23 protein-coding genes are annotated in these 23,333 nt (G+C 67.4%); 16 read left to right on the top strand and 7 right to left on the bottom strand.

Features of this window, described 5'->3' with window-relative positions; translation table 11 throughout:
* Positions 1–77: 77 nt before the first annotated feature.
* Together ACQHI0_RS06295 and ACQHI0_RS06300 are read left to right on the top strand one after the other, a co-directional pair.
* On the top strand, positions 78–965 hold the full coding sequence (locus ACQHI0_RS06295; protein ID WP_427906971.1) for an alpha/beta fold hydrolase: 888 nt from the start codon (positions 78–80) through the stop codon (positions 963–965).
* A gap of 185 nt (positions 966–1,150) precedes the next feature.
* Complete coding sequence (locus ACQHI0_RS06300; protein ID WP_427906972.1) at positions 1,151–1,426, top strand: YggT family protein; 276 nt, start codon at positions 1,151–1,153, stop codon at positions 1,424–1,426.
* Here ACQHI0_RS06300 and ACQHI0_RS06305 read toward each other — a convergent pair.
* Positions 1,416–2,300 carry a helix-turn-helix transcriptional regulator gene (locus ACQHI0_RS06305; protein WP_427906973.1) on the bottom strand — a complete coding sequence of 295 codons (885 nt, stop codon included), beginning with the start codon at positions 2,298–2,300 and terminating at the stop codon, positions 1,416–1,418. The two genes, ACQHI0_RS06300 and ACQHI0_RS06305, sit on opposite strands and share 11 nt — an antisense overlap.
* Before the next feature lie 102 nt (positions 2,301–2,402).
* On the opposite strand from ACQHI0_RS06305, the gene ACQHI0_RS06310 reads away from it, so the two are divergent.
* The 3 genes from ACQHI0_RS06310 (at position 2,403) to ACQHI0_RS06320 (ending at position 5,484) form a co-directional block, all read left to right on the top strand.
* Positions 2,403–3,155 carry an SDR family oxidoreductase gene (locus ACQHI0_RS06310; protein ID WP_427906974.1) on the top strand — a complete coding sequence of 251 codons (753 nt, stop codon included), beginning with the start codon at positions 2,403–2,405 and terminating at the stop codon, positions 3,153–3,155.
* A gap of 164 nt (positions 3,156–3,319) precedes the next feature.
* Positions 3,320–4,576, top strand: a complete 1,257-nt coding sequence (locus ACQHI0_RS06315; protein WP_427906975.1) for an aspartate kinase — start codon at positions 3,320–3,322, stop codon at positions 4,574–4,576.
* Positions 4,577–4,638: 62 nt separating this feature from the next.
* Entirely contained in the window at positions 4,639–5,484 is an 846-nt protein-coding gene (locus tag ACQHI0_RS06320) for an alpha/beta fold hydrolase (protein ID WP_427906976.1), read from the top strand.
* A gap of 4 nt (positions 5,485–5,488) precedes the next feature.
* Here the strand turns inward: ACQHI0_RS06320 and ACQHI0_RS06325 are convergent, their stop codons facing one another.
* Entirely contained in the window at positions 5,489–6,208 is a 720-nt protein-coding gene (locus ACQHI0_RS06325; RefSeq protein WP_427906977.1) for a GNAT family N-acetyltransferase, read from the bottom strand.
* Between the two features lie 729 nt (positions 6,209–6,937).
* Here ACQHI0_RS06325 and ACQHI0_RS06330 point away from each other — a divergent pair.
* The 4 genes from ACQHI0_RS06330 to ACQHI0_RS06345 all read left to right on the top strand — a co-directional run bounded on the left by ACQHI0_RS06330 (position 6,938) and on the right by ACQHI0_RS06345 (position 10,578).
* A complete protein-coding gene (locus tag ACQHI0_RS06330; protein WP_427906978.1) occupies positions 6,938–7,228 on the top strand; it encodes a hypothetical protein in 291 nt (96 codons plus the stop codon).
* Positions 7,229–7,312: 84 nt separating this feature from the next.
* Positions 7,313–8,782, top strand: a complete 1,470-nt coding sequence (locus ACQHI0_RS06335; protein WP_427906979.1) for a sugar porter family MFS transporter — start codon at positions 7,313–7,315, stop codon at positions 8,780–8,782.
* Between the two features lie 35 nt (positions 8,783–8,817).
* Entirely contained in the window at positions 8,818–9,960 is a 1,143-nt protein-coding gene (locus ACQHI0_RS06340; protein ID WP_427906980.1) for a N(5)-(carboxyethyl)ornithine synthase, read from the top strand.
* 138 nt (positions 9,961–10,098) lie between these two features.
* Positions 10,099–10,578 carry a DUF6328 family protein gene (locus ACQHI0_RS06345; RefSeq protein ID WP_427906981.1) on the top strand — a complete coding sequence of 160 codons (480 nt, stop codon included), beginning with the start codon at positions 10,099–10,101 and terminating at the stop codon, positions 10,576–10,578.
* A gap of 11 nt (positions 10,579–10,589) precedes the next feature.
* Here the strand turns inward: ACQHI0_RS06345 and ACQHI0_RS06350 are convergent, their stop codons facing one another.
* Positions 10,590–11,543, bottom strand: a complete 954-nt coding sequence (locus ACQHI0_RS06350; RefSeq protein ID WP_427906982.1) for a TetR family transcriptional regulator — start codon at positions 11,541–11,543, stop codon at positions 10,590–10,592.
* A gap of 131 nt (positions 11,544–11,674) precedes the next feature.
* Here ACQHI0_RS06350 and ACQHI0_RS06355 point away from each other — a divergent pair, with 131 nt between their 5' ends.
* Together ACQHI0_RS06355 and ACQHI0_RS06360 are read left to right on the top strand one after the other, a co-directional pair.
* Entirely contained in the window at positions 11,675–12,883 is a 1,209-nt protein-coding gene (locus ACQHI0_RS06355) for an acyl-CoA dehydrogenase family protein (RefSeq protein ID WP_427906983.1), read from the top strand.
* Positions 12,884–12,894: 11 nt separating this feature from the next.
* Complete coding sequence (locus ACQHI0_RS06360) at positions 12,895–13,899, top strand: phosphotransferase family protein (RefSeq protein WP_427906984.1); 1,005 nt, start codon at positions 12,895–12,897, stop codon at positions 13,897–13,899.
* Positions 13,900–13,922: 23 nt separating this feature from the next.
* On the opposite strand, the gene ACQHI0_RS06365 is transcribed toward ACQHI0_RS06360, so the two are convergent.
* Positions 13,923–14,564, bottom strand: coding sequence for a TetR/AcrR family transcriptional regulator (locus tag ACQHI0_RS06365; RefSeq protein ID WP_427909100.1), 642 nt, complete (start codon positions 14,562–14,564; stop codon positions 13,923–13,925).
* 109 nt (positions 14,565–14,673) lie between these two features.
* Here ACQHI0_RS06365 and ACQHI0_RS06370 point away from each other — a divergent pair, with 109 nt between their 5' ends.
* The 4 genes from ACQHI0_RS06370 to ACQHI0_RS06385 are packed head-to-tail and all read left to right on the top strand — an operon-like array spanning position 14,674 to position 18,480.
* Positions 14,674–15,510: an SDR family NAD(P)-dependent oxidoreductase gene (locus ACQHI0_RS06370; RefSeq protein ID WP_427906985.1), complete on the top strand. Its 837-nt coding sequence runs from the start codon at positions 14,674–14,676 to the stop codon at positions 15,508–15,510.
* A 23-nt stretch (positions 15,511–15,533) separates the two neighbouring features.
* Entirely contained in the window at positions 15,534–16,460 is a 927-nt protein-coding gene (locus ACQHI0_RS06375; protein WP_427906986.1) for a ferritin-like domain-containing protein, read from the top strand.
* Positions 16,457–17,005 carry an NAD(P)/FAD-dependent oxidoreductase gene (locus ACQHI0_RS06380; RefSeq protein WP_427906987.1) on the top strand — a complete coding sequence of 183 codons (549 nt, stop codon included), beginning with the start codon at positions 16,457–16,459 and terminating at the stop codon, positions 17,003–17,005. Before ACQHI0_RS06375 ends, ACQHI0_RS06380 begins: the two co-directional genes overlap by 4 nt.
* On the top strand, positions 17,002–18,480 hold the full coding sequence (locus tag ACQHI0_RS06385; RefSeq protein ID WP_427906988.1) for a flavin-containing monooxygenase: 1,479 nt from the start codon (positions 17,002–17,004) through the stop codon (positions 18,478–18,480). Before ACQHI0_RS06380 ends, ACQHI0_RS06385 begins: the two co-directional genes overlap by 4 nt.
* A gap of 26 nt (positions 18,481–18,506) precedes the next feature.
* Here ACQHI0_RS06385 and ACQHI0_RS06390 read toward each other — a convergent pair whose 3' ends face one another.
* Positions 18,507–20,504, bottom strand: coding sequence for an AfsR/SARP family transcriptional regulator (locus ACQHI0_RS06390; RefSeq protein ID WP_427906989.1), 1,998 nt, complete (start codon positions 20,502–20,504; stop codon positions 18,507–18,509).
* 106 nt (positions 20,505–20,610) lie between these two features.
* On the opposite strand from ACQHI0_RS06390, the gene ACQHI0_RS06395 reads away from it, so the two are divergent.
* Positions 20,611–21,489, top strand: a complete 879-nt coding sequence (locus ACQHI0_RS06395) for an alpha/beta fold hydrolase (RefSeq protein WP_427906990.1) — start codon at positions 20,611–20,613, stop codon at positions 21,487–21,489.
* A 187-nt stretch (positions 21,490–21,676) separates the two neighbouring features.
* Here the strand turns inward: ACQHI0_RS06395 and ACQHI0_RS06400 are convergent, their stop codons facing one another.
* Together ACQHI0_RS06400 and ACQHI0_RS06405 are read right to left on the bottom strand one after the other, a co-directional pair.
* Positions 21,677–22,444 (bottom strand): MerR family transcriptional regulator, encoded by a 768-nt coding sequence (locus tag ACQHI0_RS06400; protein ID WP_427906991.1) that lies wholly within the window; start codon positions 22,442–22,444, stop codon positions 21,677–21,679.
* Positions 22,416–23,318 carry an alpha/beta fold hydrolase gene (locus tag ACQHI0_RS06405; protein ID WP_427906992.1) on the bottom strand — a complete coding sequence of 301 codons (903 nt, stop codon included), beginning with the start codon at positions 23,316–23,318 and terminating at the stop codon, positions 22,416–22,418. The genes ACQHI0_RS06400 and ACQHI0_RS06405 overlap by 29 nt, the downstream gene beginning before the upstream one ends.
* Between the last annotated feature and the right edge of the window lie 15 nt (positions 23,319–23,333).

Consider the following 23,333-nt stretch of genomic DNA (forward strand, 5'->3'; position numbering starts at 1 on the left):
GTCCCGGCAGGTTTTCATGGTACGCCCATACCATCTTTGTGGTACGGTGATATCACCAACGAGAAACAGGGGTGGTTATGGCCAAGATCGGGCGATTCAAGAACGACAAGGCGCGCGAGGAGTACCTGCGGACCTATCGGGAACTGGAAAAGCAGTGGCCGATTCCGTCGACCGTGGTCGACATTCCCACCTCCTTCGGATCCACTCGCGTCCGCGAAGCCGGTGCGGGCGACGGTGTGCCGATCGTGCTGATGCACTCACTCGGCGCCAACAGCCTGGCCTGGAACCATGTGATCGAGGACTTCGCCCGCGATCACGTCGTCTACATGCCCGAAATGATCGGCGCTCCCGGTCTCAGCGAGCAGACCGCGCCGATCGACGAAGCCGGTTTCGGCACCTGGTTCGGCGAACTCCTCGACGGTCTCGGCGTGAACCGAGTCCATCTGGTCGGCTACTCGCAGGGTGGTTGGCAGGCGCTGGTCATCGCCACCACGCAGCAGCGACGGTTGGCGAGCCTGACCGTGATCGAGCCCGGCGGCACGCTGACCAAGATCAAATGGAGCCTGCTGTGGACGATGATCCGTATCGGCGCGCACCCGACCGACAAGAACCTGCGCAAGATGAACGCGAAACTCAATCCTGGTGTCACGCTGACCGACGCGGAATTCGATGGTGTGAAGGCATCACTGGGCTATGCCCCCGCGATCGGTTACCCGAAGATGTTCACCGACGAGCGGTTGGCGATGATCACGACGCCGACCGCGGCGCTGTTCGGGTCGGAGTCACAGGTTGTCGACAACCAACTGGCGCGGCAGCGGCTGCTCGACAACGTGCGTACCTGCGAAGTCGAGATCTTCCCCGGCGCCGGGCACGGCATCTTCCATGAGATTCCGAAGCTGGTGACGGCCCGAATTCTCGACTTCACCCGCCGGTACGAGCCGACTGACGCCCGGCACAGCGAGTAGTCGACGCCTGCCGCGACTCGACATTGCCGTCCAGGTGCCACCACGCCGCGCGCGCGATCACGACGACGATCACGACCGCAGGCCTGATAATCGACTGAGAACAACCGGGTGGTGGACACCTTGGCAATGTCGGGCACGTTGAAAGCGGTAAGAGGTCCGCTGTGGCCTCCGCGAGGGAGTGCGTCATGAGTCTTATCGGAACCCTGGTCGGCTACGCGTTGACCATCTTCTTGCTGCTGCTGATCGCCCGGATGGTGGTGGACTGGATCGAGGCGCTGGGCAACGGTCCGCAATGGGCGCGCAAGGCGCGGGAAGTGACCCATGCCGCGACCGAACCGGTGATCGCCCCGGTCCGCACAGTGCTGAAGCCGATCCGGATCGGCGACTTCTCCCTTGACCTGGCCTTCACGGCCGTGTTCATCGCCGTCCTGATCTTGCGGGCGGTCGCCTTCAGTCTGTAGTCGAGGTGGTGCTGCCGACGGGCCGGTCCGCTGCCGGTGAGCGCGCGGGCGCGGCGTCGACGGTGAGGCCCGCCAGCAGGGCCAGTGACTGTTCGGCGTCGGAGCCCGGCTCGGCGTGGTAGACGACAAGTGTCTGGCCCGGCGCGCCGTTGACCGTGAATGTCTCGTAGGACAAGCCGATCTCGCCGACCAGGGGATGGACGAAACGTTTCTCCCCGGCGGTTTTCGCGCGGACGTCGTGCTTGGCCCAGAGGCGGCGGAAATCTTCGCTCTTCAACGACAGTTCGCCCACCAGCTCGGTCAGACGTGGGTCATCGAGATCGGTGCCCGCGCCGGCCCGCAGACCGGCCACGGTCTCCGCTGCGATTCTCGGCCAATCCGGAAAAACGTTGCGTGCTTCGGGATCCAGGAACACCATTCTGACCTGATTGACTCCCGGCGCCGAACAGGAATTGAGCGCGACGGCCAGCGGTGTCGCGGCCAGGACATCCATGTGCCGGCCGTACACCAGCGCCGGCGTGTCCGACCAGGTGCGCATCAGGCGCAGCAGGCTCGGTGTGACTCGTTCCGGCCGTCGCGGTGCGCGGGTGCGTCGGGGTGCCGGGCGCGCCAGTTCCCGCAGGTGTGCGATGCCGTCGTCGTCGAGCGAGAACACCCGGGCCAGCGCCGCTACGATCTGATCGGACGGATGCTTGTCACGGCCCTGTTCGAGCCGGATGTAGTAATCGGCGCTCATCCCGGCCAGCATGGCCACTTCCTCGCGCCGCAGTCCGGCCACCCGGCGTTGACCGCCACCGGCCATCCCGAACTCCTCGGGACGCACCTGCTGGCGTCGAGCGCGCAGGAACGCACCGAGACTGCTGTCGGAATCCATGCCTTCGAGGGTATGCCGACCTCGCGGCGGCTGGGTGGCCCTGCCACTACCAGGAAGTTTCCGACCTGGCAGGCGTCGAGAACCGCGACGAACGTTGTGGCCATGACAAACACCAACATCGAAGGCCGGATCGCCGTCGTCACCGGAGCATCCAGCGGGATCGGCGCTGCCACCGCGCGTCGGCTGGCGGCGGACGGCATGCGGGTAGCGCTGCTCGGGCGGCGCAAGGATCGGCTCGAAGAACTCGCGCAGAGTATCGGCGCGAACGCCCTCGCGGTGACCGTCGACGTGAGCGTGCGGCAGTCGGTCCTGGATGCCGCATCCCAGGTGCGTGCCGAGTTCGGCTCCGTGGATCTGGTCGTCGCGAACGCGGGTGCCATGCTCGGCGCACCGTTCGAACAGGCCGAGATCGACGAATGGGATCAGATGGTCGGGACCAATCTCAACGGATTGCTCTACACCGGAAGAGCATTCATCGACGACCTGCTCGCCACCGCGGCCGCGGGCCGCACTGCTGACCTGGTGCTCGTCGGTTCCATCGGCGGCCACGTCGCGTTCCCGAACTACGGCGTCTATTGCGCTACCAAGGCGGCGGTAGCGCACCTGACCCGCAACCTGCGCGCCGAGTTCGGCCCGCGCGGCGTTCGGGTCAAGAACGTCGAACCCGGATTCGTCGGCACTGAACTCGGCGCCGGAATGCGCGACGACACCCGCCGCGCCGAACTCGGCGAATGGCGGGACGGACTGGAAATCCTGGTCCCCGAAGACATCGCCGACGCGATCGCCTATGCCGTCTCGGCACCACGCCGAGTCAACATCGCCGAACTCGTCGTCGTCCCCACCGAACAGGGGTAACCGAGCAACTGCCCCGGTCGGCGGGGCGCTGACCGGGGCAGCCCGAAACGGTTCGGCCGCAGTCGTTTTCGTGGCCGAATTGGTACGGCCGTGCCCGGATTGCCTGGATACTCGAAGGGGTCACCCGCGGATCGCGTGCGGGGGAGCGGGTGAGAGGACTCGGGATGGCCCTTGTTGTGCAGAAATTCGGCGGCTCGTCGGTCGCCACCGCGGAGCGGATCCGGCGGGTCGCCGAGCGGATCGTGGAGACGAAGAAGCAGGGGCACGATGTGGTGGTGGTCTGCTCGGCAATGGGCGACACCACCGATGAGCTCCTCGAATTGGCGGGGCAGATCGCCTCGGCGCCGGAACCGCGTGAGCTGGACATGCTGCTCACTTCCGGTGAGAGGATTTCGAATGCCTTGGTAGCCATGGCAATTCATTCGCTCGGTGCGGAAGCGCGATCGTTGACGGGATCGCAGGCGGGCGTGATCACCACCGGCGCCCACGGCCGCGCCAAGATCATCGAAGTGGATCCGGGCCGGGTGCGCCGCGCTCTCGACGACGGCGAAGTGGTGCTGGTCGCCGGGTTCCAGGGCGTCAGCCAGGACAACAACGACGTCACCACCCTCGGTCGCGGCGGCTCCGACACCACCGCCGTCGCACTCGCCGCGGCACTGCATGCCGATGTCTGCGAGATCTACACCGACGTCGACGGCATCTTCACCGCCGACCCGCGCATCGTGACCGACGCCCAGAAGCTCGACCAGATCTCCTACGAGGAAATGCTGGAAATGGCGGCCTGCGGTTCGAAGGTGCTCATGCTGCGCTGTGTCGAATACGCGCGGCGCTACCAGGTGCCCGTGCACGTGCGCTCGTCCTATACCGACGCGATCGGGACCACCGTCTTCGGCTCGATGACCGACATCCCGGCCGGCCAGGCCGTACTCACCGGCGTGGCACACGATTGCGACGAGGCCAAGGTGACCGTCGTCGGCCTGCCCGACGAACCCGGCTACGCGGCCAAGGTGTTCCGCGCGGTCGCCGACGCCGAGATCGGCATCGACATGGTCGTGCAGAACACCGGCACCGGCCGCACCGACATCACCTTCACCCTGCCGGCCGCGGACGGCGCGCGTGCGGTCGCCCTGCTGCGTGATCGCCGCGCCGAGATCGGCTTCGCCGACGTCCGCTACGACGACCGTGTCGGCAAGGTCTCGCTGATCGGTGCGGGTATGCGCGACAATCCGGGCGTCACCGCTACTTTCTGCGAGGCGCTGGCCGCGGCGAACATCAACCTCGACCTGATCGCCACCTCCGAGATCCGGATCTCGGTGCTGGTCCGCGATACCGACCTCGACGAAGCCGTACGCATCCTGCATCGGGCCTTCGACCTCGGCGGTGCGACGGTAGCCATCGTGCACGGTGGGACCGGCCGATGATTGACCCGCGCCGGGTGCGGGAGTAACTTACTGATAAGTAAGTTGGGCGAAACGGAGGGTTCATGAACACCCGGTTGACCTCGTTCACCAGGGCGGGACTCGAGTTCGACGTCGTCGACTCCGGTCCGCCCGACGGTCCCGTCATCGTTGCGCTGCACGGCTTTCCGCAAACCGCCACCTCGCTGCAACCACTGACGGCATTGCTCAATGCCCGCGGCTACCGCACCATCGCCCCGAACCAGCGCGGCTATTCACCGGGTGCCAGGCCGCCGGGCCGCTTTGCCTATCGGGTGCCCGAACTCGTCGACGACGTGGTCGCGCTGATCGACGACATCGACCGTGGGCCGGTGCACCTGGTCGGGCACGACTGGGGTGCGATGGTCGCCTGGTCGCTGGCCGCGGCGCGTCCCGAACTCGTCCGCACGCTGGTGACCGTGTCGGTGCCGCATCCCGGCGCCTTCGCCCGCTCGATGATCAGCAGCGATCAGGTGCTTCGCTCGTTCTATATGGCGCTGTTCCAGCTGCCGGTGCTGCCGGAGCGCGTCATGCGCACGCGGGCCGGCGTGCTCGACCGGATGCTGGCCAAGACCGGCATGACCGCGGACGCGATCGCCCGCGTCCACACCGAGATCATCGACACCGGCGCGCTCACCACCGCGCTGAACTGGTATCGCGCCTTGGCGTTGATCACACCCCGTGCGGTGACAGAGCGCGTCACCGTGCCGGTGACGCACGTGTGGAGCACCGGCGACACGGCGCTGACCCGCCGTGGCGCCGAACTGGCCGGCGAATTCGTCACCGGAGATTACCGCCTTGCTGTGCTCGACGGCTCGCACTGGCTCCCGGAGGAGCGCCCGGATGAACTCGCCGTGCTGGTCGCTGAACGCATCGAGTCGTTGCGGGGCTGACGACTCACCCGATCGGCGAAGAAGCCAACGGTCGCCACGCTTCCACGGTGGCCGGGATCAACGGTGCGCGCCGAAACGCGGCCCTGGCCGCCAGCTGCTCGTGGATCCGCCCGCACACCCCCGGCCACTCGTCGTGCAGGATCGAATAGAACGCGGTGTCGCGCACCGCGCCGTCGAGCCCTCGCGAATGTGCCCGCCGCACACCGTCACTCACCGCGCCGAGACGTTCGATCGCCGCCCTCGAGCGCAGGTTGCGGGCGTCGGCGCGCAAGGTGACCCGCCGCACACCCCAGCTGTCGAAGGCGTGAGACAGCAGCATCAGCTTGGAGTCGAGATTCACCTGGCCGCCCCGCACCGCGGGGGTGAGCCAGGTATTGCCGATCTCCACCGCGTCGGGGATCGCACCGCCCGGCAGCGCGGTGACCGGTTCGGCCGACAACGGCCAGGTCAGCGGCCCCTGCCAGTAGTCGAGCCGGGTGAATCGGGTGGCCCCGACCACGCACTCGTCGGCGACGGTGACGATCGCGAAGGCCAGCGCCGTGCCTGCCAGTTGTGCCGCTTCGGCCTGGAAGACGTAGGTGCGGGCCTCCTGTTCGCCGTGCGGGACGACGGTGAACCCGGAGCCGTCGAGCGCGGCGGCCGCGGCGATCAAACCGGGAACGTGATGGGGTGCAAGAGGTTCCAGCCGTGCGATGCGGCCGTGGAGGATAACGGGTGCGGGCATGGTGACCGGCGTCCTTCGTTTCAGAGGGTCGCCGAAGCACGAGGCGTGGATCTCACGGCACGTGCTTGCGGCGAAGCGACACGAACGATCCAGCAGCATCGAAAACTAGAAGGACAGTAGCCGAACGTGACGCGATCCCCCACATCGATCGCACAGGATGTCGCGGCCGGAAAAGTTTCCGTCGTCGTCCGTGCCGTCGAGGAGTAGTCGCAGACCCGGGCGATGCTCGGCTTGGATCGGTCGATCCCATTCGCGGTGGAGGTTTCGTGCGAGGGGGAGGGCTCACTGAGCTGCTTCCGTCACGGTGTCGTGTCGAACAGCCGCGGAGATACCAACTGGATCGCAGTGTGCTTCCGGGCACGTTTTCCCACGTCAGAGCAGTAACGGTTCGATAAATGACACAGATGTCGGTTTCTCGAGCAAACGTCCAGTCGGGTGGGAATTCTGCCAGTTCCAGTGGGTGTTCCGGGAAAACGTCACGTGCGTTATCGAGTTGTGTCGCACACCCGTTCTATGTGATGCAGATCACACCATCTGTTCTCTGGTTGACCGAGCTGGCAAGCTCGTAATTGCTGAACGTTAACCGTTCGTGATCATCGACCGGGTCGACGCGGATCCGCGGTCATGAACGCCCCGCATGTCCGCCGCGGCGCGACGGTACCAGAGAGATCCAGCTTGGATCGCTGATCGGCCGCGGTGGGGCGGCTGTCCGGAAGGGACCGCATTGTGATGAGCAGCATCTACTTCGAATCGAACAGCAACCCATCAGTTACCGAGCTGGGTCGCCGCGTCACCGCGACCTCGGCCCCCGAATCGCCCATCGCTCCGCTGGCGATGCCGGGGCTGATCCTCGGCATGCTCCTGCTCGGCCTCGGCATGGTCGGGTTGTTGCGCCTCGGCGACTGGTCCGGCGATTACGGGCCCGTCCTGGTCGTGCTGGCCTACTTCCTCTATATGGCCGCGGCGACGAGCCTGGCACTGTGGGGTGCCGTGACCGTCTGGTCGCTGCATCGGCGATAGGCCGAACGGCGGCGGCCTATCGCGCGGCTTCCGGGTTCGATCGAGGTGCAGGAATCGACCTACTGCAACGGCGGAGGTGTGGACATGCCCGATTCCTCTCGTGGATCCACCGATAGGAAATCAGAGCGCCGTGACCTCGGGAAGTTGATGGTGTCCCCCGTCACCGAACGGCCGATCCAGGCGCACTCCGACTCGCCAGAGCGGGTCGCGATGCGGGCGAGGATCAAGAAGTTCGTGCTCACCGTCGTGGTCATCGCCGCGCTCGGCGGCGCGCTGTTCGGCTACGACACCGGCGTCATCTCCGGTGTGCTGGTCTACCTCACGCCCGACTTCGCGCTGAGCCAGACCCAGGTCGGTGTCATCACGAGTTCGCTGCTCATCGGCGCCGCGATCGGCTCGATCACCGGCGGCTGGATGGCCGACCGGTGGGGCAGGCGAATGACGCTGCTGTTCGCGGGCGTGCTGTTCTTCGTCGGTGCGATCGCCCAGGCGCTGGCGCCCGATGCCACGGTCATGATCATCACCCGGCTGGTCCTCGGCGTCGCCGTCGGCACCGCCTCGCTGGTGGTTCCCATGTACGTCTCCGAGATCTCGCCGCCGACCTATCGTGGGCGCCTCGTCTCGATGAACTCGCTGATGATCGCCAGCGGGCAGTTGCTCGCCTACATCGTCAACGCGCTGCTCGCACCGACCGGGAACTGGCGGCTCATGCTCGCGATGGCGGCCATTCCCGCCGCGGCACTCGTGATCGGTATGTATTTCATGCCGGATTCGCCGCGGTGGTATCTGAAACAGGGCCGCGAAGCCGATGCGAAGAAGGTGCTGCAGCAGTCCTATTACCCCGAGAATGTCGAGCCGACGATTGCCGAGATCACCCAGTCCGAAGCGGCCGACGAAGCGGTCAAGGACAGTTTGAGTGACCAGTTGCGCAAACCGAAGGTACGCGCGCTGTTCTACACCGGTGTCGGATTGGCATTGATTCAGCAATTCGTCGGCGTCAATACCGTCATCTACTACGCACCGTCCACCCTCACCCAGGCGGGCATGGGTAATAACGCGGCGGTCACCTCGTCGATCGGCATCGGCATCGGCGCGGTGATCGGTGTGATGCTCGGCATGAGCCTGGTCGACAAGATCGGCAGGCGGCCACCGATGTTCCTCGGTTTGGCGATCATGATCGTCGCACTGGTCGGTATGGGTCTGATCGAACGGCTCACGCAGAGCACTGCCACCGGCTACGTATTGCTGGCGCTGATGATCGTGTACGTCTGCGCCTTCCAGCTCGGCGTCGGTGTGCCCACCTGGCTGCTGATCTCGGAGATCTTCCCCGCGCCGATCCGCGCCACCGCCATGAGCATCTGCACCTTCCTCATCTGGATGGGCAATTTCGTGGTCTCGCTGGTGTTCCCGCCCCTGGGCGAGCTGTGGGGCGCGTCGACGATGTTCTTCCTCTTCGCGGTGATCTCCGCGGTCGCGCTGGCGTTCTGCTATCGCCGGGTGCCCGAGACCATGGGCGAGTCCCTCGACGACATCACCAACGAAGCGGAGAGCTGACCAGCCTGCGGGTAGGCTGACCAGGTGAAGCAACTGTGAAAAACCTGACCGTCGGCGTCGTCGCGACCTCTCGCAAGGAAAACGAACACCGGCTGGCCATCCACCCGGCTCACCTCGACCGCATCGATCCCGGACTGCGCGGTCAGATCTATCTCGAACACGGATACGGGAACCGCTTCGGTTATCCCGACGACGTTCTCGCCCCGCTGGTCGCGGGTCATCGCACTCGCGAAGAACTCTTCGCCGAGTGCGATGTGCTCTTGCTGGCCAAGCCGCTGGCCGAAGACCTCGCGCAGATGCGTCCCGGCACGATCGTCTGGGGCTGGCCGCACTGCGTGCAGGACGCGCGGATAACCCAGCTGGCGGTGGATCGCGATCTGACGCTGATCGCCTGGGAAGCGATGAACCACTGGACGAAGTCGGGTGCGTTCAGCGTCCACGTGTTCCACAAGAACAACGAACTGGCCGGGTACTGCTCGGTCATGCACGCCCTCCAATTGCGTGGTGTCAGTGGTGATTACGGTCGCCGGATGCGTGCGGCGGTGATCAGCTTCGGTGCCACCGCGCGTGGCGCGGTCCGGGCGTTGTCGGCGCTGGGGATCAGCGATGTGACGGTGCTGACCCAGCGCAGTGTGTCGGCGGTGGCCTCGCCGTTCGCGTCGGTGCGGATGCAGCATTTCCAGCGTGATCCGGGATTGCCCGGCCGCACCCTCGCACTGAAGGCACCGGAGCCGGGGCCGCTGGCGGAGATGCTGGCCAACTACGACGTGGTCGTGAACTGCATGTTCCAGGACACCGAGGACCCGCTGAGCTTCGTCATGAACGACGACCTCGAACTGTTCACGCGCGGAACGCTTTTCGTCGATGTGTCCTGCGACGAAGGCATGGGTTTCGAGTTCGCGCGCCCGACCTCGTTCACCGATCCGATGTTCACCGTCGGTGACGACCTGCACTACTACGGCGTCGATCACAGCCCCTCGTTCCTCTGGGACTCGGCCACGTGGGAGAACTCCGAAGCCCTGCTCGAGTACCTGCCGGTCGTGCTCGGCGGGCCCGAAGCGTGGGATGGGAGCGAAACGATTCGCCGGGCCATCGAAATTCGCGGCGGTCGGGTGCAGAACCCGCGGATCCTGTCGTTCCAGGGCCGCGCCGACGCGTATCCGTACGCGGTGAACTGAGGTTCGGCGCCGCGGCGGACGCGCGGGCTGTCTCCCGCGCGCCGGAGGTCTCGCACGCCGATCGGCCGGGCGAGATCCGGAATACACGCAGTAAGATGGCAGGAAGTCGGCAGTTATTCGCGGTGGCGAGGAGCGGCGATGGACGGTAAAGACGCCGCATGGAACGAACGGGTGCGTGGTGAGAACACCACGCAGCGCCTCGACCGGAATTGGTCGTCACTACTGCAGGAATTGCGCGTGCTCCAAACCGGTGTGCAGGTCCTGACCGGCTTCCTGCTGACATTGCCCTTCCACTCCAGATTCGACACCCTGAGTACCCAACTCCGCGTCGTCTATCTCGTCGTCGTTTCCGCCGCTGTCGCCGCGACTGCGCTGCTGGTCGCCCCCGTGGCCATCCATCGCCTGCTGTTCCGTCGCCACCGAGTCGATGTCCTCGTGACCGGCTCACACCGGCTGGCCCTCGCCGGGATCGCGCTGCTCGGTGTCGCGCTGACCGGCATGACGGTGCTGATTTTCGATATGGTCGCGGGCACTGTCGCAGGTGTCGTCGCGGGAGTTGTCGCGGCCCTGCTGTTTCTCGGGCTGTGGGTGGTCCAGCCGCTGTTCTATCGGCGCTAGCGCCCCGGTTGTCACGCGTCTGGGTGTTCGACCGCCAGTCCGAGCAGACCGAGGGCGAAATCCGCGTAGGCGACGGCGATCTGTTCGGGAGAGGACGGGCCGTCGAGCCGGAACCACTGGGGGAGTGCGGTACACATCGTCGCGATGGCGCGGCCCGCATCGCGCGCGTGCGTTGTCGGCCGGTGTGCCTCGGTGAGCGCGGCATCGATGTCGGCGTCGAGGAGGTACTGGATCTCGTTGCGGGATGCGGTGATTCGATCGCGATCGGCCGGATCGAGGCTGCGCATCTCGCTGGCGCCGATGAAGGCGAGCCCGCGGCGATGGGTGTGGAAGAGGGCAAGTGCTTCGACGACGCGGATCACCCGTTCTCGTCCGCTCGCGCCGTCGAGGCGTGCGGCGCGCACCCGCTGGTGCAATTCGTCCATGGTCAGATCGAGTGCGCGGACCAGCAGGTCTTGTTTGTCGCGGTAGTGGTGGTAGACGCCGGGCACGCTCATGCCCGCACGCGCGGCGATCGAGCGCATCGTGGCTCCGTGGTAGCCGGTTTCGACGAAGGAATCGATCGCGGCGGCGAGCACGGGATCGATGCCGAGGGGTAGGAACTCCCGCCAGGAATCCGGCGCGGTGTGTGAGCCGGTTTCGTCGCTCGTGCTGTGCTCGGTGGGGTGAGATGCGCGCGCTGTGGACTCCACGGGGTCGACCGCGCGCGGCTCGGGAGCAGGCCTGTGGTCGGCGCCGGTGGTGGGCTCGTCGCCGATCAACCAGGGCACCGTGGCGCCCAACTCGGCGGCGAGGCATCGCAGGCGCGGAACCGAGGCGCCGGTTTTGCCGGTCTCGATGGCGCTCAGTGTGGCCGCGCTGACGCCGATCCGCTGCGCGGTCGCCCGCAGTGACAACCCTGCCGCAGTCCTCGCCTGGCGCACTCGCGCCCCCACCGCATGCTGTTGGGCTGCCGTCGACTCCATATTGTTCAGAATAACTGAACATGCCTATTGCCTCGACCAGGCCTGTTGACAGCGTGAATCCGCGCATGCCACTGTCGTGGCAGTCAATGTGCCGAGCGACCGTTCGGCAAACCGAGCCGAGGAGTGGGCCTGTGCCGATCGACCTGTCCTATCCGTCCGAGGTGCAGAGCCTGGCCGACCGCACCCGCGCGTTCGTCCGCGAACACGTGCTCCCGATCGAGGACGCGCACGACGGCGACATCGCCGCGGCGGGCGGTGAGAAACTGCGCGTCGAACTCCAGCAGGCTGCCCGCGACGCCGGTGTCTTCGCCCCGCACGCGCCGGTCGAATACGGCGGCCACGGCCTCGATATGTCCAACCGCGCCCCGGTGTTCGAGGAGGCGGGCTACTCATTGTTCGGCCCGACGGCCCTCAATATCGCCGCCCCCGACGAGGGCAACGTGCACATGCTCGCCCACATCGCCGATCCGGAACAGAAACAGCAGTTCCTCGCTCCGCTCGCGCGCGGTGAGGTGCGTTCGGCCTTCGCGATGACCGAACCGGCCCCCGGTGCGGGTTCGGATCCGTCCGCGTTGACCACCCGCGCGGTCCGTGCTGACGGTGGTTGGCGCATCAACGGGCACAAGTGGTTCATCACGGGTGCCGATGGCGCGGGTTTCTTCATCATCATGGCCCGTACCTCGGGTGAGCCGGGCCAGCGCGGCGGCGCCACGATGTTCCTGGCCCCGGCCGACAGCCCCGGCATTCGCGTCGGCCGTCACATCGACACGCTCGACAAGTCGATGATCGGTGGCCACTGCGAGGTCTTCTTCGACGACCTGCTCGTTCCGGAGTCGGCGGTGCTCGGCGAGGTCGACCGCGGCTTCGAATACGCCCAGGTGCGGTTGGGCCCGGCCCGCATGACCCATGTGATGCGCTGGCTCGGTGCGGCGCGCCGCGGCCACGATGTCGCGGTCGCGCAGGTGGCGCAACGCGAGGGCTTCGGGTCGCGCCTCGGCGACCTCGGCATGATCCAGAAGATGATCGCCGACAACGAGATCGACATCGCCGCCACCCGCGCTCTGTTGACCCACGCCTGCTGGGAACTCGACCGTGGCGAACCCGCCGCGAACGCCACCTCCATCGCGAAAACCTATGCCGCCGAGGCGATTTTCCGCATCGTCGACCGGAGTATGCAGATGTGCGGTGGCCTCGGCGTCTCCGCCGACCTGCCGCTGGCCCGTCTCGCCCGCGAGGTGCGCCCGTTCCGGATCTACGACGGCCCCTCCGAAGTTCATCGCTGGGCCATCGCCAAACGCGCGGTGAGCGCCGCCAAGCGTGCGAAGCGAGACTCCGAATGACACTGCCGGGCATGGACATCGCCGCACTCGAACAGTTCCTGCGCGCCAACGGCGTCGAGGTGCGGGGCGAGCTGCGCGTCGAACTGATCAGTGGGGGCCGGTCGAACCTGACCTTCGCCGCGGCCGATGACGTCTCGCGCTGGGTGGTGCGCCGCCCACCGGTCGCCGGGCTCACCCCGTCCGCGCACGATATGGCCCGCGAATACACCGTCACCAGCGCGTTGCAGTCATCCGCTGTGCCGGTGGCGAAAACGATCGCGTTCGATGCGACCGGATCCGCGCTGGGCGCGCCGATGACCGTCGTCGAGTTCGTGGACGGGACGGTGTTTCGGGACCAGGACGATCTGGCCGCGCTCACCGATGCGCAGGTACATGCGAGTGTGCGCGAACTGGTCCGCGTCCTCGCGGATCTGCATGCGGTGGACCCGGTCGCGGTAGGCCTCGAAACCTTCGGGCGGCCAACGGGTTTCGTCACCCGGCAGGTCAACCTCTGGGCTTCGCAATGGGAGCGAGTCAAGACGCGCGAGCTCCCGGACGTGGCGACCCTGCACGCCGCGCTGTCCGCCGCGATCCCGCCGGAGACAGCGGCCTCGATCGTGCACGGCGACTTCCGGATCGACAACACGATCCTCGACAGCGCTGACCCGAAAACCGTCCGTGCCGTGGTTGATTGGGAACTGTCCACCCTGGGTGACCCGCTCACCGACGTCGCCCTGATGTGCGTCTACCGGTCGCCGATCTTCGATGTGATCCTCGGGACCCGCGCCGCGTGGACCAGCCCCCGCTTGCCGAGCCCGGACACCCTCGCGCAGGCCTACGCCACCGCGTCCGGGCGCGAGCTCGACAACTGGGGCTTCTACCTGGCCCTGGCCAATTTCAAGCTCGGCATCATCGGCGAGGGCATCACGCACCGCGCCCACCAGGGCTCCGACACCGGCTCCGCCGCCGACCGGGCTGCCGAGGCCACCCCGGAATTCATGGCGGCCGGCCTGCGCGCGCTGCGAGGATCCGCGTAGTACCTCTCGCCACGCTGTCGGCGTTATCCGATGATCTCCGCGGGCAGGAACATCGCGCCGAGCTGCGCCGCGATCGCGCTGGTGTGGTCGACGATGCGCTCGGCCTCCACGTCGAGCACGCCCGAACGCCACGCGGACAGCAGTTCGATGAAGCCGCCGATGCCGGCCAAGGTGCTCATCCGCATGGCGGTCTCATCGACGTCGGGTCGCAGATAGGGCCACGCGGCGGCGATGAGCAGGTCGGTCGCGTCGGTGAGCATTGTCTTGCGGCGCTGTTCGAGCACGGCACTGCCCGCGTGATCGGCCAGCAGGATCCGGGCGCGCCCGCGGAGATCGGTCTGTAATCCGACGGCACGGGCGATCGCCGCGCGGGTGATCTCGAGGGGCGTCCGGTCGGCGTTTTCGGCGACAACGCTCGCCAGTTCGGCGAACACCCCGGTGCACACCTCGTCCCAGACCGCGGCGAGCAGCTCGTCGCGGTCGGCGAAATGCTCGTAGAAGTAGCGATCGTTGAGCGCGGCCCGCTGGCAGACACCGCGCATGGTCACCGCGGCCCATCCGCTGTCGAGCCAGATATCGAGGGCGGCCTCGACCAGGCCGACCCGCCGTCGCGCCCTGCGCTCCTCGGCGGTCCGCCCGCCCCAGGTCCGTGCCGGTGCGCGCACATCCATGGTTGACAAAGTACTCCTCCGCGCGCCTAATTGGTGTCAGGTGCGGCCAATGGTGGCAGATGCCACCAGTTAGAGCAGCACCGGGTCGACCCCGGGAGTTGCCATGCGATTGTTCCCCTTCGGCGGACACCGCCGGACCACCGCGGCCGATGCCGTGGTGACCGGCGCGGGTAGCGGAATCGGGCGTGCGTTCGCCGTCGAGCTCGGTCGTCGAGGCGGGCGCGTCGTATGCTCCGATATCGACCCCGGCCGTGCGGCCGATACCGCCGAACTGGTCGAGGCGGCGGGCGGGAAGGCGATAGCCACCCGCTGCGACGTCACCGTGATCGACGAGGTCGAACAGTTGGCCGCCACCGCCCAGGACTGGTTCGGCGGCCCGCCGACCGTCGTCGTGAACAACGCGGGGATCGGCGCGGGCGGGCCGGTGGTCGGTGAGTTCGCCCTCGACGACTGGCAGCGCACGCTCGGGGTGAATCTCTGGGGCGTCATCCACGGCTGCCACGTCTTCGCGCCGATGCTGCGCGCGGCCGGTCGCGGGTCGCTGGTGAACGTCGCCTCGGCGGCCGCGTTCGGCGCGGCGCCACGGATGGCCGCGTACAACGTGAGCAAGGCGGGCGTGCTGGCGCTGTCGGAGACGATGTCGGCCGAGTTGGCGGGCACCGGTGTCCGGGTGACGGTGCTGTGCCCGACCGGCGTGAAAACCAATATCATGGCCGCGGATTCGCCGATGGACGATACCGCCGAGCGCCTCGGCGGGCTGCTGCTGCGCTGGACCGGCCGCGCGCCGGCCGCGATCGCAGGCACCACGCTGGACGCAGTGGACCGCGGCGACCTGTATGTGGTGCCGCAGCTCGAGGCCAAAGTTCTCTGGCAAGCCAAGCGCTGGCTACCCGCGACCTACACCCGTTCGGCAGGCCTGTTGGAGCGGGTCGTGCGCTGATTCACACCGAAGGAGATCGAACAATGACGTTCGCCTACCCCGACATGCTCGCCACGATTCGCGCCAAGCAGTGGGCGCTGGCCGATATCGACTGGGACGCACCGGGTTCCGATACGATCACCGAGGAGCAGCGCCCGCGCCTCGCCACCTTCATGGCCGATCTGGTGTGGATCGAACACGTAGGCGCGCGGGGCTTCGCCGCCCTGACCCACCAGGCGCCACCCGGCCCGCTGCGGGAGATCTATCGGTACTTCCACGCCGAGGAACAGAAGCACGCGAATGCCGAACTCGCGCTGATGCGCCGGTGGGGCATGCTCGCCGAGGGCGACGCGATGCCGGTGCCCAACAAGAACATTCGTCTCGTGATCAGCTGGCTCGACCGCTACGCCGACCAGCTGACCCTGCCCGTGCTCGGGACCGTCATCCCGTCGCTGGAGACCGCGCTCGACGGCGCACTGGTGAAGTTCCTGCTCGACGAGGTCGACGACCCGGTGTGCCACGAGGTGTTCCGCCACATCAACAGCGACGAATCCCGCCATCTGGCAGTCGGTTTCCAGGTGCTCGAGCAGCTCGGTGCGGGTCCGCTGCGCCGGATCGTCATCGAGACAGCGGGTTTCGCGGTGCGCCCGTCGTTCGTGCTTGGCGCACTGCTGTACGCGCCACTGCTGTCGCGGATGTCGACCGACATCATCGCGCTCGGTCTCGACGAGGAGAAGCTGTGGCAGGCGGTGCGCCGCTACGAGAACGTGGGGGAGCGCAGCGCGGCCATTCGCCGGGTTCCGCTGTATCACGTGGTGAAGATGCACGGGAAGGCCACCATTCATCGCCGTCAGCCGTTCCAGTTGCTGGCCGACGTGTCCAACGCCTGTATCGATCGGTTCCCGATCCGGGTCCTCGGCCGCAGGCCGTCCTGGTCGGACGAGCTCACCTATGAACCGGTGGCGAAATGACGACGCCCCGTTTCGCCGATACCTTCGCGGGCCACCAACTGCACGCCACGGCGTTCTCACCACGGCATGAATTCACCGGTCAGCGTGTCGCGATCATCGGCAGCGGGGCGGCAGCCGCGCGGCTGCTGCCCGGCATCGCCGCGGAGGCCGCCCGGGTGACGGTGTTCCAGACCGAGGCGGTCTGGGTCCTCCCGCGCGCGGCGATGACCCTGCGCGCAGCGCCGGAGCGACTGGTCCGATTCGTCGCTCGCGCGAATCTGCGTGTCCAGGTGCGTGATTCCTGGCTGCGCCACCGGCTGACCCCGGACGACACCGCGGGCGTTGCGGTACACGACAGCTACTACCGCACCCTGCGGCAACCGCACTGCACCCTGGTGACCTGGCCGATCGCCCGGCTGGTGCCGTTGGGCGTGCGCACCGTCGACGGCATCGAGCACCGGGTGGACAGCATCGTCTACGCCGACGACGCGGGCCACGTCGTCCGTTCCATCGCCCGGCCGGGCCGCCTGCATCCGTCGGCGGCACTCGTGAAGGAGATCGCATGAGCAGTACCAACGGAATCGACCACGAGATCCTGATCGTGGGTGCCGGATTCTCCGGGATCGGCGTGGCGATCGAGTTGCGCAAGGCCGGGTTCGACGACTTCCTGATCATCGACGAGGCCGACGGCGTGGGCGGGACCTGGCACTGGAACACCTATCCCGGTGTCGCCGTGGATATCCCGTCGTTCAGCTACCAGTTCTCCTTCGAACAGCGCACCGACTGGTCGCGGGTGTACGCGCCCGGCCGCGAACTCAAGGCCTACGCCGAATCGTGCGTGGACAAATACGAGCTGCGATCGCGAATTCGCTTCGGCACCACCGTGGTCGGCGCGGACTTCGACGAAAACGCCGATCGCTGGGTACTGCACACCACCGACGGTGAACTCACCGCGCGGTTCGTGATCAGCGCGACCGGCGTACTCACCCGACCCAAACTGCCCGACATCCCCGGCATCGAGAGTTTCGCGGGCGCGACCATGCACACCTCGCGCTGGGATCACCGCCAGGATCTGCGCGGTAAGCGGGTGGCGATCATCGGTACCGGCGCCTCCGCGGTCCAGGTGATCCCGGAGATCGCCGCGCAGGTGGAACAGCTGACAGTGTTCCAGCGCACGCCGATCTGGTGCCTGCCCCGCCCTGATCTGCCGCTGCCCCTGCCTGCTCGCCTTGCCCTGAAGATCCCCGGCGGACGCACCGTGACCCGGCTGGTGAGCCAGACCTACGTCGAGTTCACCTTCCCACTCGCCGCCCATTACCACCGCTCGCTGCCCACCGCCGCGATCGGCGAACGCGCTGGCTTGGCTCACCTGCGGCGCCAGGTGAAGGACCCCGTCACCCGGGCCGCGCTGACCCCGAAGTACGCCCTCGGGTGCAAACGACCGAGCTTCTCCAACGACTATCTGTCGACCTTCAACCGCGCGAACGTGACCCTCGAAACGGCCGCGATCAGCGAGATCACCCCCACCGGCGTGCACAGCACCACCGAGCATGCCGCCGACGTCCTGATCCTCGCCACCGGCTTCAAAGTCATGGAGTCCGGCAACATGCCGACCTACGACCTGCACGGGGTCGGTGGCCGCGACCTGGAGACCTGGTGGGACGAGAACCGGCTGCAGGCCTACGAGGGCGTCAGCGTCCCCGGCTTCCCGAACTTCTTCTCCATCATCGGCCCCTACGGCTACAACGGCGCCTCCTACTTCACCCTGATCGAGAACCAGACCCGCCACATCCTGCGCTGCCTGCACCACGCCCGCACCAACGCCGCGGACCGGATCGAGGTCACCGAAGAGGCCAACGACCGCTACTTCCGCGAAATGCTCGCCCGCCGGGGCGGCCAGGTGTTCTGGGACCAGAGTTGCGCCGTCGCCAACAGCTATTACTTCGACAAGCACGGCGACGTACCCCTTCGCCCCACCTCCACCCTCGAATCCGCTTGGCGCAGTGGACACTTCCCGCTGACCGACTACGTCTTCTCTTAGCAGGCGCGAAGTGTCACCGGGGCTCCCTACGACCCGGGTGTTCCCCTGCGTCGCATCGCCGATTCGATGTCGTCGAGGTAGGTGCGAACCGGACCTACACTGAGAAGCCCACTCTGCGCGGTGGTTTCGGCTGCCGCGGGGGAGAGCTGAGTCCGGGCACGGTGCATGGTCTCGACGTCTCCGACGGCGATGGCCGCGTGTGCCACGATGGCCCAGAGTGCCTCGAACAGCAGGTCGCGCGGCGGGGAGGCGATGTTGCGCAAGGCGGTTCGCGCGGCGTCGAGGTCACCTCGCGCGACGAGCAGGGTGGGTTCGATCCAGGGCTTGTACGGCCCCCAGTCCGTGTCGGGAGCGATCGCGGCGATCCGGCCGGTATCGTGATGCCGCAGATACAGGCTCAGCTCGGCCAGCGGTAAGAGACCGCGCTCGAGTCCGGGCATCCCGGCGCCGACCAGAGATACGGCAGCTGCCTGGTACGCCGCTTCGGCGGTGTCGAGATCTGTTGTCGCACTGGTACGGAGGGCGCGATACCAGGTGGTGAACACCTCGACCAGCGGCAGTTGGTAACGCCGAGCGAGGGCGTCCACCGCGTCGGCGTGCTGGTCGGCGCCGGGGTAATCGGCCAGGGCGCACCGTGTTTGGATGAGGATCAGATGACCGAGCACCTCGTAGGTGGCCGAGCTGCTCGTGGCCGCTACCGCGACGATCTCGCTGCCGACGGCGTCGCGCCGCAGTGCCATGCCTGCGCGCTGGAAACTCTGCATGAACACCCCGTTGAGTGCGAATGCGAGCAGTGCTGGGTCGTGTAGCCGCCGCGCGATCTCTTCGGCCTGGCGGGCGGCGCGCAGTGGCCGCAATCCGGCCTCGGTCGGCTGGTCCGGCGGGAGACCACCGCGCGATTCGACGGCGATGGTCGCGAGCAGTCTGGCTCGATCGGCATCGTCGTGGACGGGGAGCCGCAGCAGTGTCTTCTCGGCGATGTCCACGAGCCGGCCGGCCTGCGCCGGATCGTCCGAGCGGGTCCAGATCGCGGGAACGTCGTAGATGCCGATCACCCGTGCGGTCAGTTCGGCGTCACCGAGTTGGTCGGCGGCGACGACAGCTGAAATCCGATGTGCGCGTGCTGCTGCCAACCCGCCACCGCCCGTCACCGCGAGGTCACGCATCAGGCCCGCGGTCGATTCGAGTCGCGTGCCGGTGCCCGGTGGGACCGTGCTGTCGTAGGCGGCGCGTGCCTGTTCCCAGACCCGCACGCTGGGATCGGTCGCGATCGGGTCGAGGTGTTCGGCTTGGCGCAGCAGGTCGTGTTCGAGGCGGCGCAGTGCCGGTCCGGGGTCGATGCCGAGATCGTCGGCCAGCATCCGCCGGGCACGGGCGAGGACGGCGAGCGCGTCGGCTTGGCGACCCGAGCGGTACAGCGCGGTGGCCAGCAGTCCCCACGCGTCCTCGCGCCACGGGTGCTCGGTGACGTGCGCGTCGAGGTCGGGCACCGCCGCGGCGGCGGCACCCAGCGTCAATTGGGCTTCGGCGCGACGCTCGACCGCCAGCAGACGCTGCTCGGCGAGCCGTGCGCGCTCGGCCTGTGCCCACCCCGCGTCGGCGAAGTCGGCGTACGCCGGTCCCTGCCACCAGCGCAAAGCCTCGGTGAGCAAGGAGAAGGCCTGCCCCGCGGGCAGCGTCGAGGCCGCACGGACAGCGTCGTCGAATCGCCACGCGTCGACGGCATCGGGTTCGGCCCGCAGCGCGTAGCCGAGTCCCTCGGTGACCAGCAGGCGCGGCGGGGTGCGCGGTGGGCGGTCGGGCTCGAGCGCGCGCCGCAGCCCGGCGACGAAGGTACGGATCGCGCCCACCGCGTTCGCGGGCGGCTCGTCCCACAGATCCTCGACCAGCCGGCCGACCGGAACGACCCGCCGGCGGGCGAGGATCAGCCGTGCGAGCACCTCGCGGTAGCGCGGACCGCGCAGTACGACCGGTCCGCCCAGGTTGTCGTTGGCGGCGATCGATCCGAGCACCTGAAACCGCATCAGGCCAATGTAGTGCGCGTTCATCGCCTGCTAATCGCGACACCGCACGCTCGAACCGATCCGCACAGTCCCCGCGGAACAGCCTTCGAACGAGAGAGCCAACGCGATGACCCGCACCATTCCCGGTTTCGACTACCACCGTGTTCCTGTCGCCGACGAGGTGGCGCTCACCGCCGCCGTCGCCGGTTCGGGAACCCCGATCGTGCTGCTGCACGGGTTCCCGCAGACCCACCTGATGTGGCGGCACGTCGCTGCCGACCTGGCCGCCGAACACACCGTGATCGTCCCCGATCTCCGTGGTTACGGCGACAGTGACAAACCGGCGGCAGTGCATCCCGACGTCTATTCCAAACGCACGATGGCCGCCGACATCGTCACCCTGGCACAGACTTTCGGCCACGACCGCTTCGCGTTGGCCGGCCACGACCGCGGCGCCCTGGTGGCCTTGCGCGCCGGTCTCGACCACCCCGACGCGGTCACCCACCTCGCGTGCTTGGACGTACTACCCACCCTCGACATGTGGGAGGTGCTGCACGGCGCCACCGCCGCTGTCGGATTCCACCTGTACTTGATGGCGCAGCCGCCCGGGCTGCCCGAACAGATGATCGCCGCCAGCGCCGACGCCTTCTTCGCCTACTTCCTCGACCAGTGGGTCAAAGATCCCGCCGCGATTCCCGCGGCTGTGCGCGCCGCGTATCTGGATGCCTGCCGCGACGCAGTCCCCTCGATCGTGGCCGACTATCGCGCCTCGGCGACCATCGACATCGACCACGATCGCGCCGACCGCGCGGCAGGCACCCGGCTGTCGATGCCCGTCACCGTCATGCAGCAGGACTGGGGTGCCGCACTCGGCTACGAAGCGGCGGCACTGTGGTCGAGTTGGGCACCGAACCTCGACCACCGCACCGTCGACGCGGGCCACTTCATGGCCGAAGAGGACCCCCTGGCCGTCGCCGCGGCCCTTCGCGACCTGGTTCAGCGCTGACGACGGCGATCTTCATCGGCTAGGCATGGAGGCGATCGACGAAATCACTGATGAGCGGGGCGATTTCGGGAAGATTCTGCTCCAGCGCGAAATGACCGGTGTCGAAGAGCGCCATCCGCCGGAGCTTCCCGCCGACTTCGACGAATACGCATCCGACACCTCAGCACAGCGCCGGGCCTGCGGGAGGTCAGCTGTCGGGGTTGGCGGCGCGTTGTTCGGCGCGGTATCGCAGGGCACCGACGATGCGCTGCCAGGCGGGAGATGACTCGGCGATTCGGGAAGCGACCAGTTTCGCCGACTGGCCGGTGTCGCGCTCATGGGCGATTTCCCAGGCATCCAGGTCGTCGATGAGGCGGTCGAGGCGTGGATCGTGGGGGTGCCAATGAAACGACGCGTCTACCGCCAGATAGTGGCGGGTGGTTTCGGGGTCGTCGAATTCGGCGTTCTTTTCGCGGATTCGTTGCGGTATGGCGTCGGCGTTCATGGCTTGCAGCAGGATCCACGCGTCGCGCTCGAGCTGGATCCGCTGTTCGCTGACGCCGAGGTTGCGCATGCGGTCAAGAAGGGTGACCACTTCGGCTGGGAGGAAAAGGCTTTCGCCGGTTGCCAGTTGCGCTATCCGGTGGCGATACTCGGCGAGTCGGTCCATCTTGCGCTGGAGCTCGGCGTCGATATCGCTGATGGCCGCGGCGAATTCGGGTGGTTGCGCGTGTAGGAGCGCGTCGATCCGAGACAGTGGGACGCCGGCGTCGGCGAGGGTTCTGATGCGGATGAGAGCCACCGCCGCCTGTGCGGTGTAGCGGCGGTAGCCGGAGTCGTCGCGCTCGGGTTCGGGCAGCAGGCCGACCTGGTGGTAGTGGCGTACCGTGCGCACGGTTACGCCCGCGGTTGCCGCGAGCTGGCCGATGGTGAGCACCGCGCCGATTCTAGTGGCGACGAACCCGAGCGACGACATCGCGGATCGCCTGGACAACGGCATCGGGACGGTCGAAGCAGAGTCGGTGGTGTGCGGTGTCGGTGAGGATGCGCTGTTCGGCCTGCGCAACGCCGCTCACCAGGGCTTTGTCCATTCGCCGTCGGCCGTCGTGAATCTCCGCCATGACCTCGACCGGCTGGTTGGGGTCGGCGCCGAGAACGCTGAGCGCCACCAGCGGAACTTCGGGAAGATCCGGTCCGGCGCGTAGTTCGATGGCCAGTTCGGGCAAGCCGTTGCGCTCGGCGAAGCCCGCACGGATCCATTCCGCACTCGCCTTGGCCTCAGTCAGCGCGTGTCGCACGCGCTCCGGGTAGTGCGCCAGCAACTCGGCGTGCACAGCGCGCAGAGCCGTGCGGATCGTTTCGAGTTGCTCGACATCAGGGGCAGGCGCCGCGGCCGCGGCAAGGCTCATCGCCGGTGGCATGAAGACGTCCCAGTCGCGGTGCAGGCCGTCCAGCCAGACCAGCCCGGCCACCTCCCGCGGATACAGCTGGGTGTACCGGTGGGCGTAGAGGCAGCCGAGCGAATGTGCGGCGAGAATGTAAGGGCCGGTGATGTTTTCGGCGCGGAGTAGCTGGTGCATTTCGGTGGCGACCGCGGTGGCGGTGCGCGGCAGCGGATGTGGGTCGCTGTAGCCGGTGCCGGCGCGGTCGTACACCACGGCGGTGGTGAATCGCGAAACCTGCTGCTGCACACCGAAATAGTCGAGACCGACCGCGCTGGCGCCGGGCAGGAACACGACGGCAGGTCCGCCGCTGCCCGATCGGTGGACGAAAAGCTGGTTGCCGTCGATCTCGGTGAATCCGCCGACCGGCGGTGCGTGTCGTGTCGGGGCAGGGGTGTCGTTCGTCATGCGACAAGGTTGCAA

This window comes from Nocardia sp. FBN12, assembly GCF_050320175.1.
Classification (GTDB): Bacteria; Actinomycetota; Actinomycetes; order Mycobacteriales; family Mycobacteriaceae; genus Nocardia.

What these genes read in the sequence shown, in the direction of transcription:
- ACQHI0_RS06400 (WP_427906991.1), bottom strand. Translation starts at nt 22,444, where the DNA reads ATGTCGTCGCTCGGGTTCGTCGCCACTAGAATCGGCGCGGTGCTCACC.
- ACQHI0_RS06370 (WP_427906985.1), top strand. Translation starts at nt 14,674, where the DNA reads ATGCGATTGTTCCCCTTCGGCGGACACCGCCGGACCACCGCGGCCGAT.
- ACQHI0_RS06390 (WP_427906989.1), bottom strand. Translation starts at nt 20,504, where the DNA reads ATGCGGTTTCAGGTGCTCGGATCGATCGCCGCCAACGACAACCTGGGC.
- ACQHI0_RS06320 (WP_427906976.1), top strand. Translation starts at nt 4,639, where the DNA reads ATGAACACCCGGTTGACCTCGTTCACCAGGGCGGGACTCGAGTTCGAC.
- ACQHI0_RS06310 (WP_427906974.1), top strand. Translation starts at nt 2,403, where the DNA reads ATGACAAACACCAACATCGAAGGCCGGATCGCCGTCGTCACCGGAGCA.
- ACQHI0_RS06325 (WP_427906977.1), bottom strand. Translation starts at nt 6,208, where the DNA reads ATGCCCGCACCCGTTATCCTCCACGGCCGCATCGCACGGCTGGAACCT.
- ACQHI0_RS06380 (WP_427906987.1), top strand. Translation starts at nt 16,457, where the DNA reads ATGACGACGCCCCGTTTCGCCGATACCTTCGCGGGCCACCAACTGCAC.
- ACQHI0_RS06385 (WP_427906988.1), top strand. Translation starts at nt 17,002, where the DNA reads ATGAGCAGTACCAACGGAATCGACCACGAGATCCTGATCGTGGGTGCC.
- ACQHI0_RS06295 (WP_427906971.1), top strand. Translation starts at nt 78, where the DNA reads ATGGCCAAGATCGGGCGATTCAAGAACGACAAGGCGCGCGAGGAGTAC.
- ACQHI0_RS06360 (WP_427906984.1), top strand. Translation starts at nt 12,895, where the DNA reads ATGGACATCGCCGCACTCGAACAGTTCCTGCGCGCCAACGGCGTCGAG.
- ACQHI0_RS06335 (WP_427906979.1), top strand. Translation starts at nt 7,313, where the DNA reads ATGCCCGATTCCTCTCGTGGATCCACCGATAGGAAATCAGAGCGCCGT.
- ACQHI0_RS06345 (WP_427906981.1), top strand. Translation starts at nt 10,099, where the DNA reads ATGGACGGTAAAGACGCCGCATGGAACGAACGGGTGCGTGGTGAGAAC.
- ACQHI0_RS06395 (WP_427906990.1), top strand. Translation starts at nt 20,611, where the DNA reads ATGACCCGCACCATTCCCGGTTTCGACTACCACCGTGTTCCTGTCGCC.
- ACQHI0_RS06330 (WP_427906978.1), top strand. Translation starts at nt 6,938, where the DNA reads ATGAGCAGCATCTACTTCGAATCGAACAGCAACCCATCAGTTACCGAG.
- ACQHI0_RS06315 (WP_427906975.1), top strand. Translation starts at nt 3,320, where the DNA reads ATGGCCCTTGTTGTGCAGAAATTCGGCGGCTCGTCGGTCGCCACCGCG.
- ACQHI0_RS06305 (WP_427906973.1), bottom strand. Translation starts at nt 2,300, where the DNA reads ATGGATTCCGACAGCAGTCTCGGTGCGTTCCTGCGCGCTCGACGCCAG.
- ACQHI0_RS06300 (WP_427906972.1), top strand. Translation starts at nt 1,151, where the DNA reads ATGAGTCTTATCGGAACCCTGGTCGGCTACGCGTTGACCATCTTCTTG.
- ACQHI0_RS06375 (WP_427906986.1), top strand. Translation starts at nt 15,534, where the DNA reads ATGACGTTCGCCTACCCCGACATGCTCGCCACGATTCGCGCCAAGCAG.
- ACQHI0_RS06350 (WP_427906982.1), bottom strand. Translation starts at nt 11,543, where the DNA reads ATGGAGTCGACGGCAGCCCAACAGCATGCGGTGGGGGCGCGAGTGCGC.
- ACQHI0_RS06405 (WP_427906992.1), bottom strand. Translation starts at nt 23,318, where the DNA reads ATGACGAACGACACCCCTGCCCCGACACGACACGCACCGCCGGTCGGC.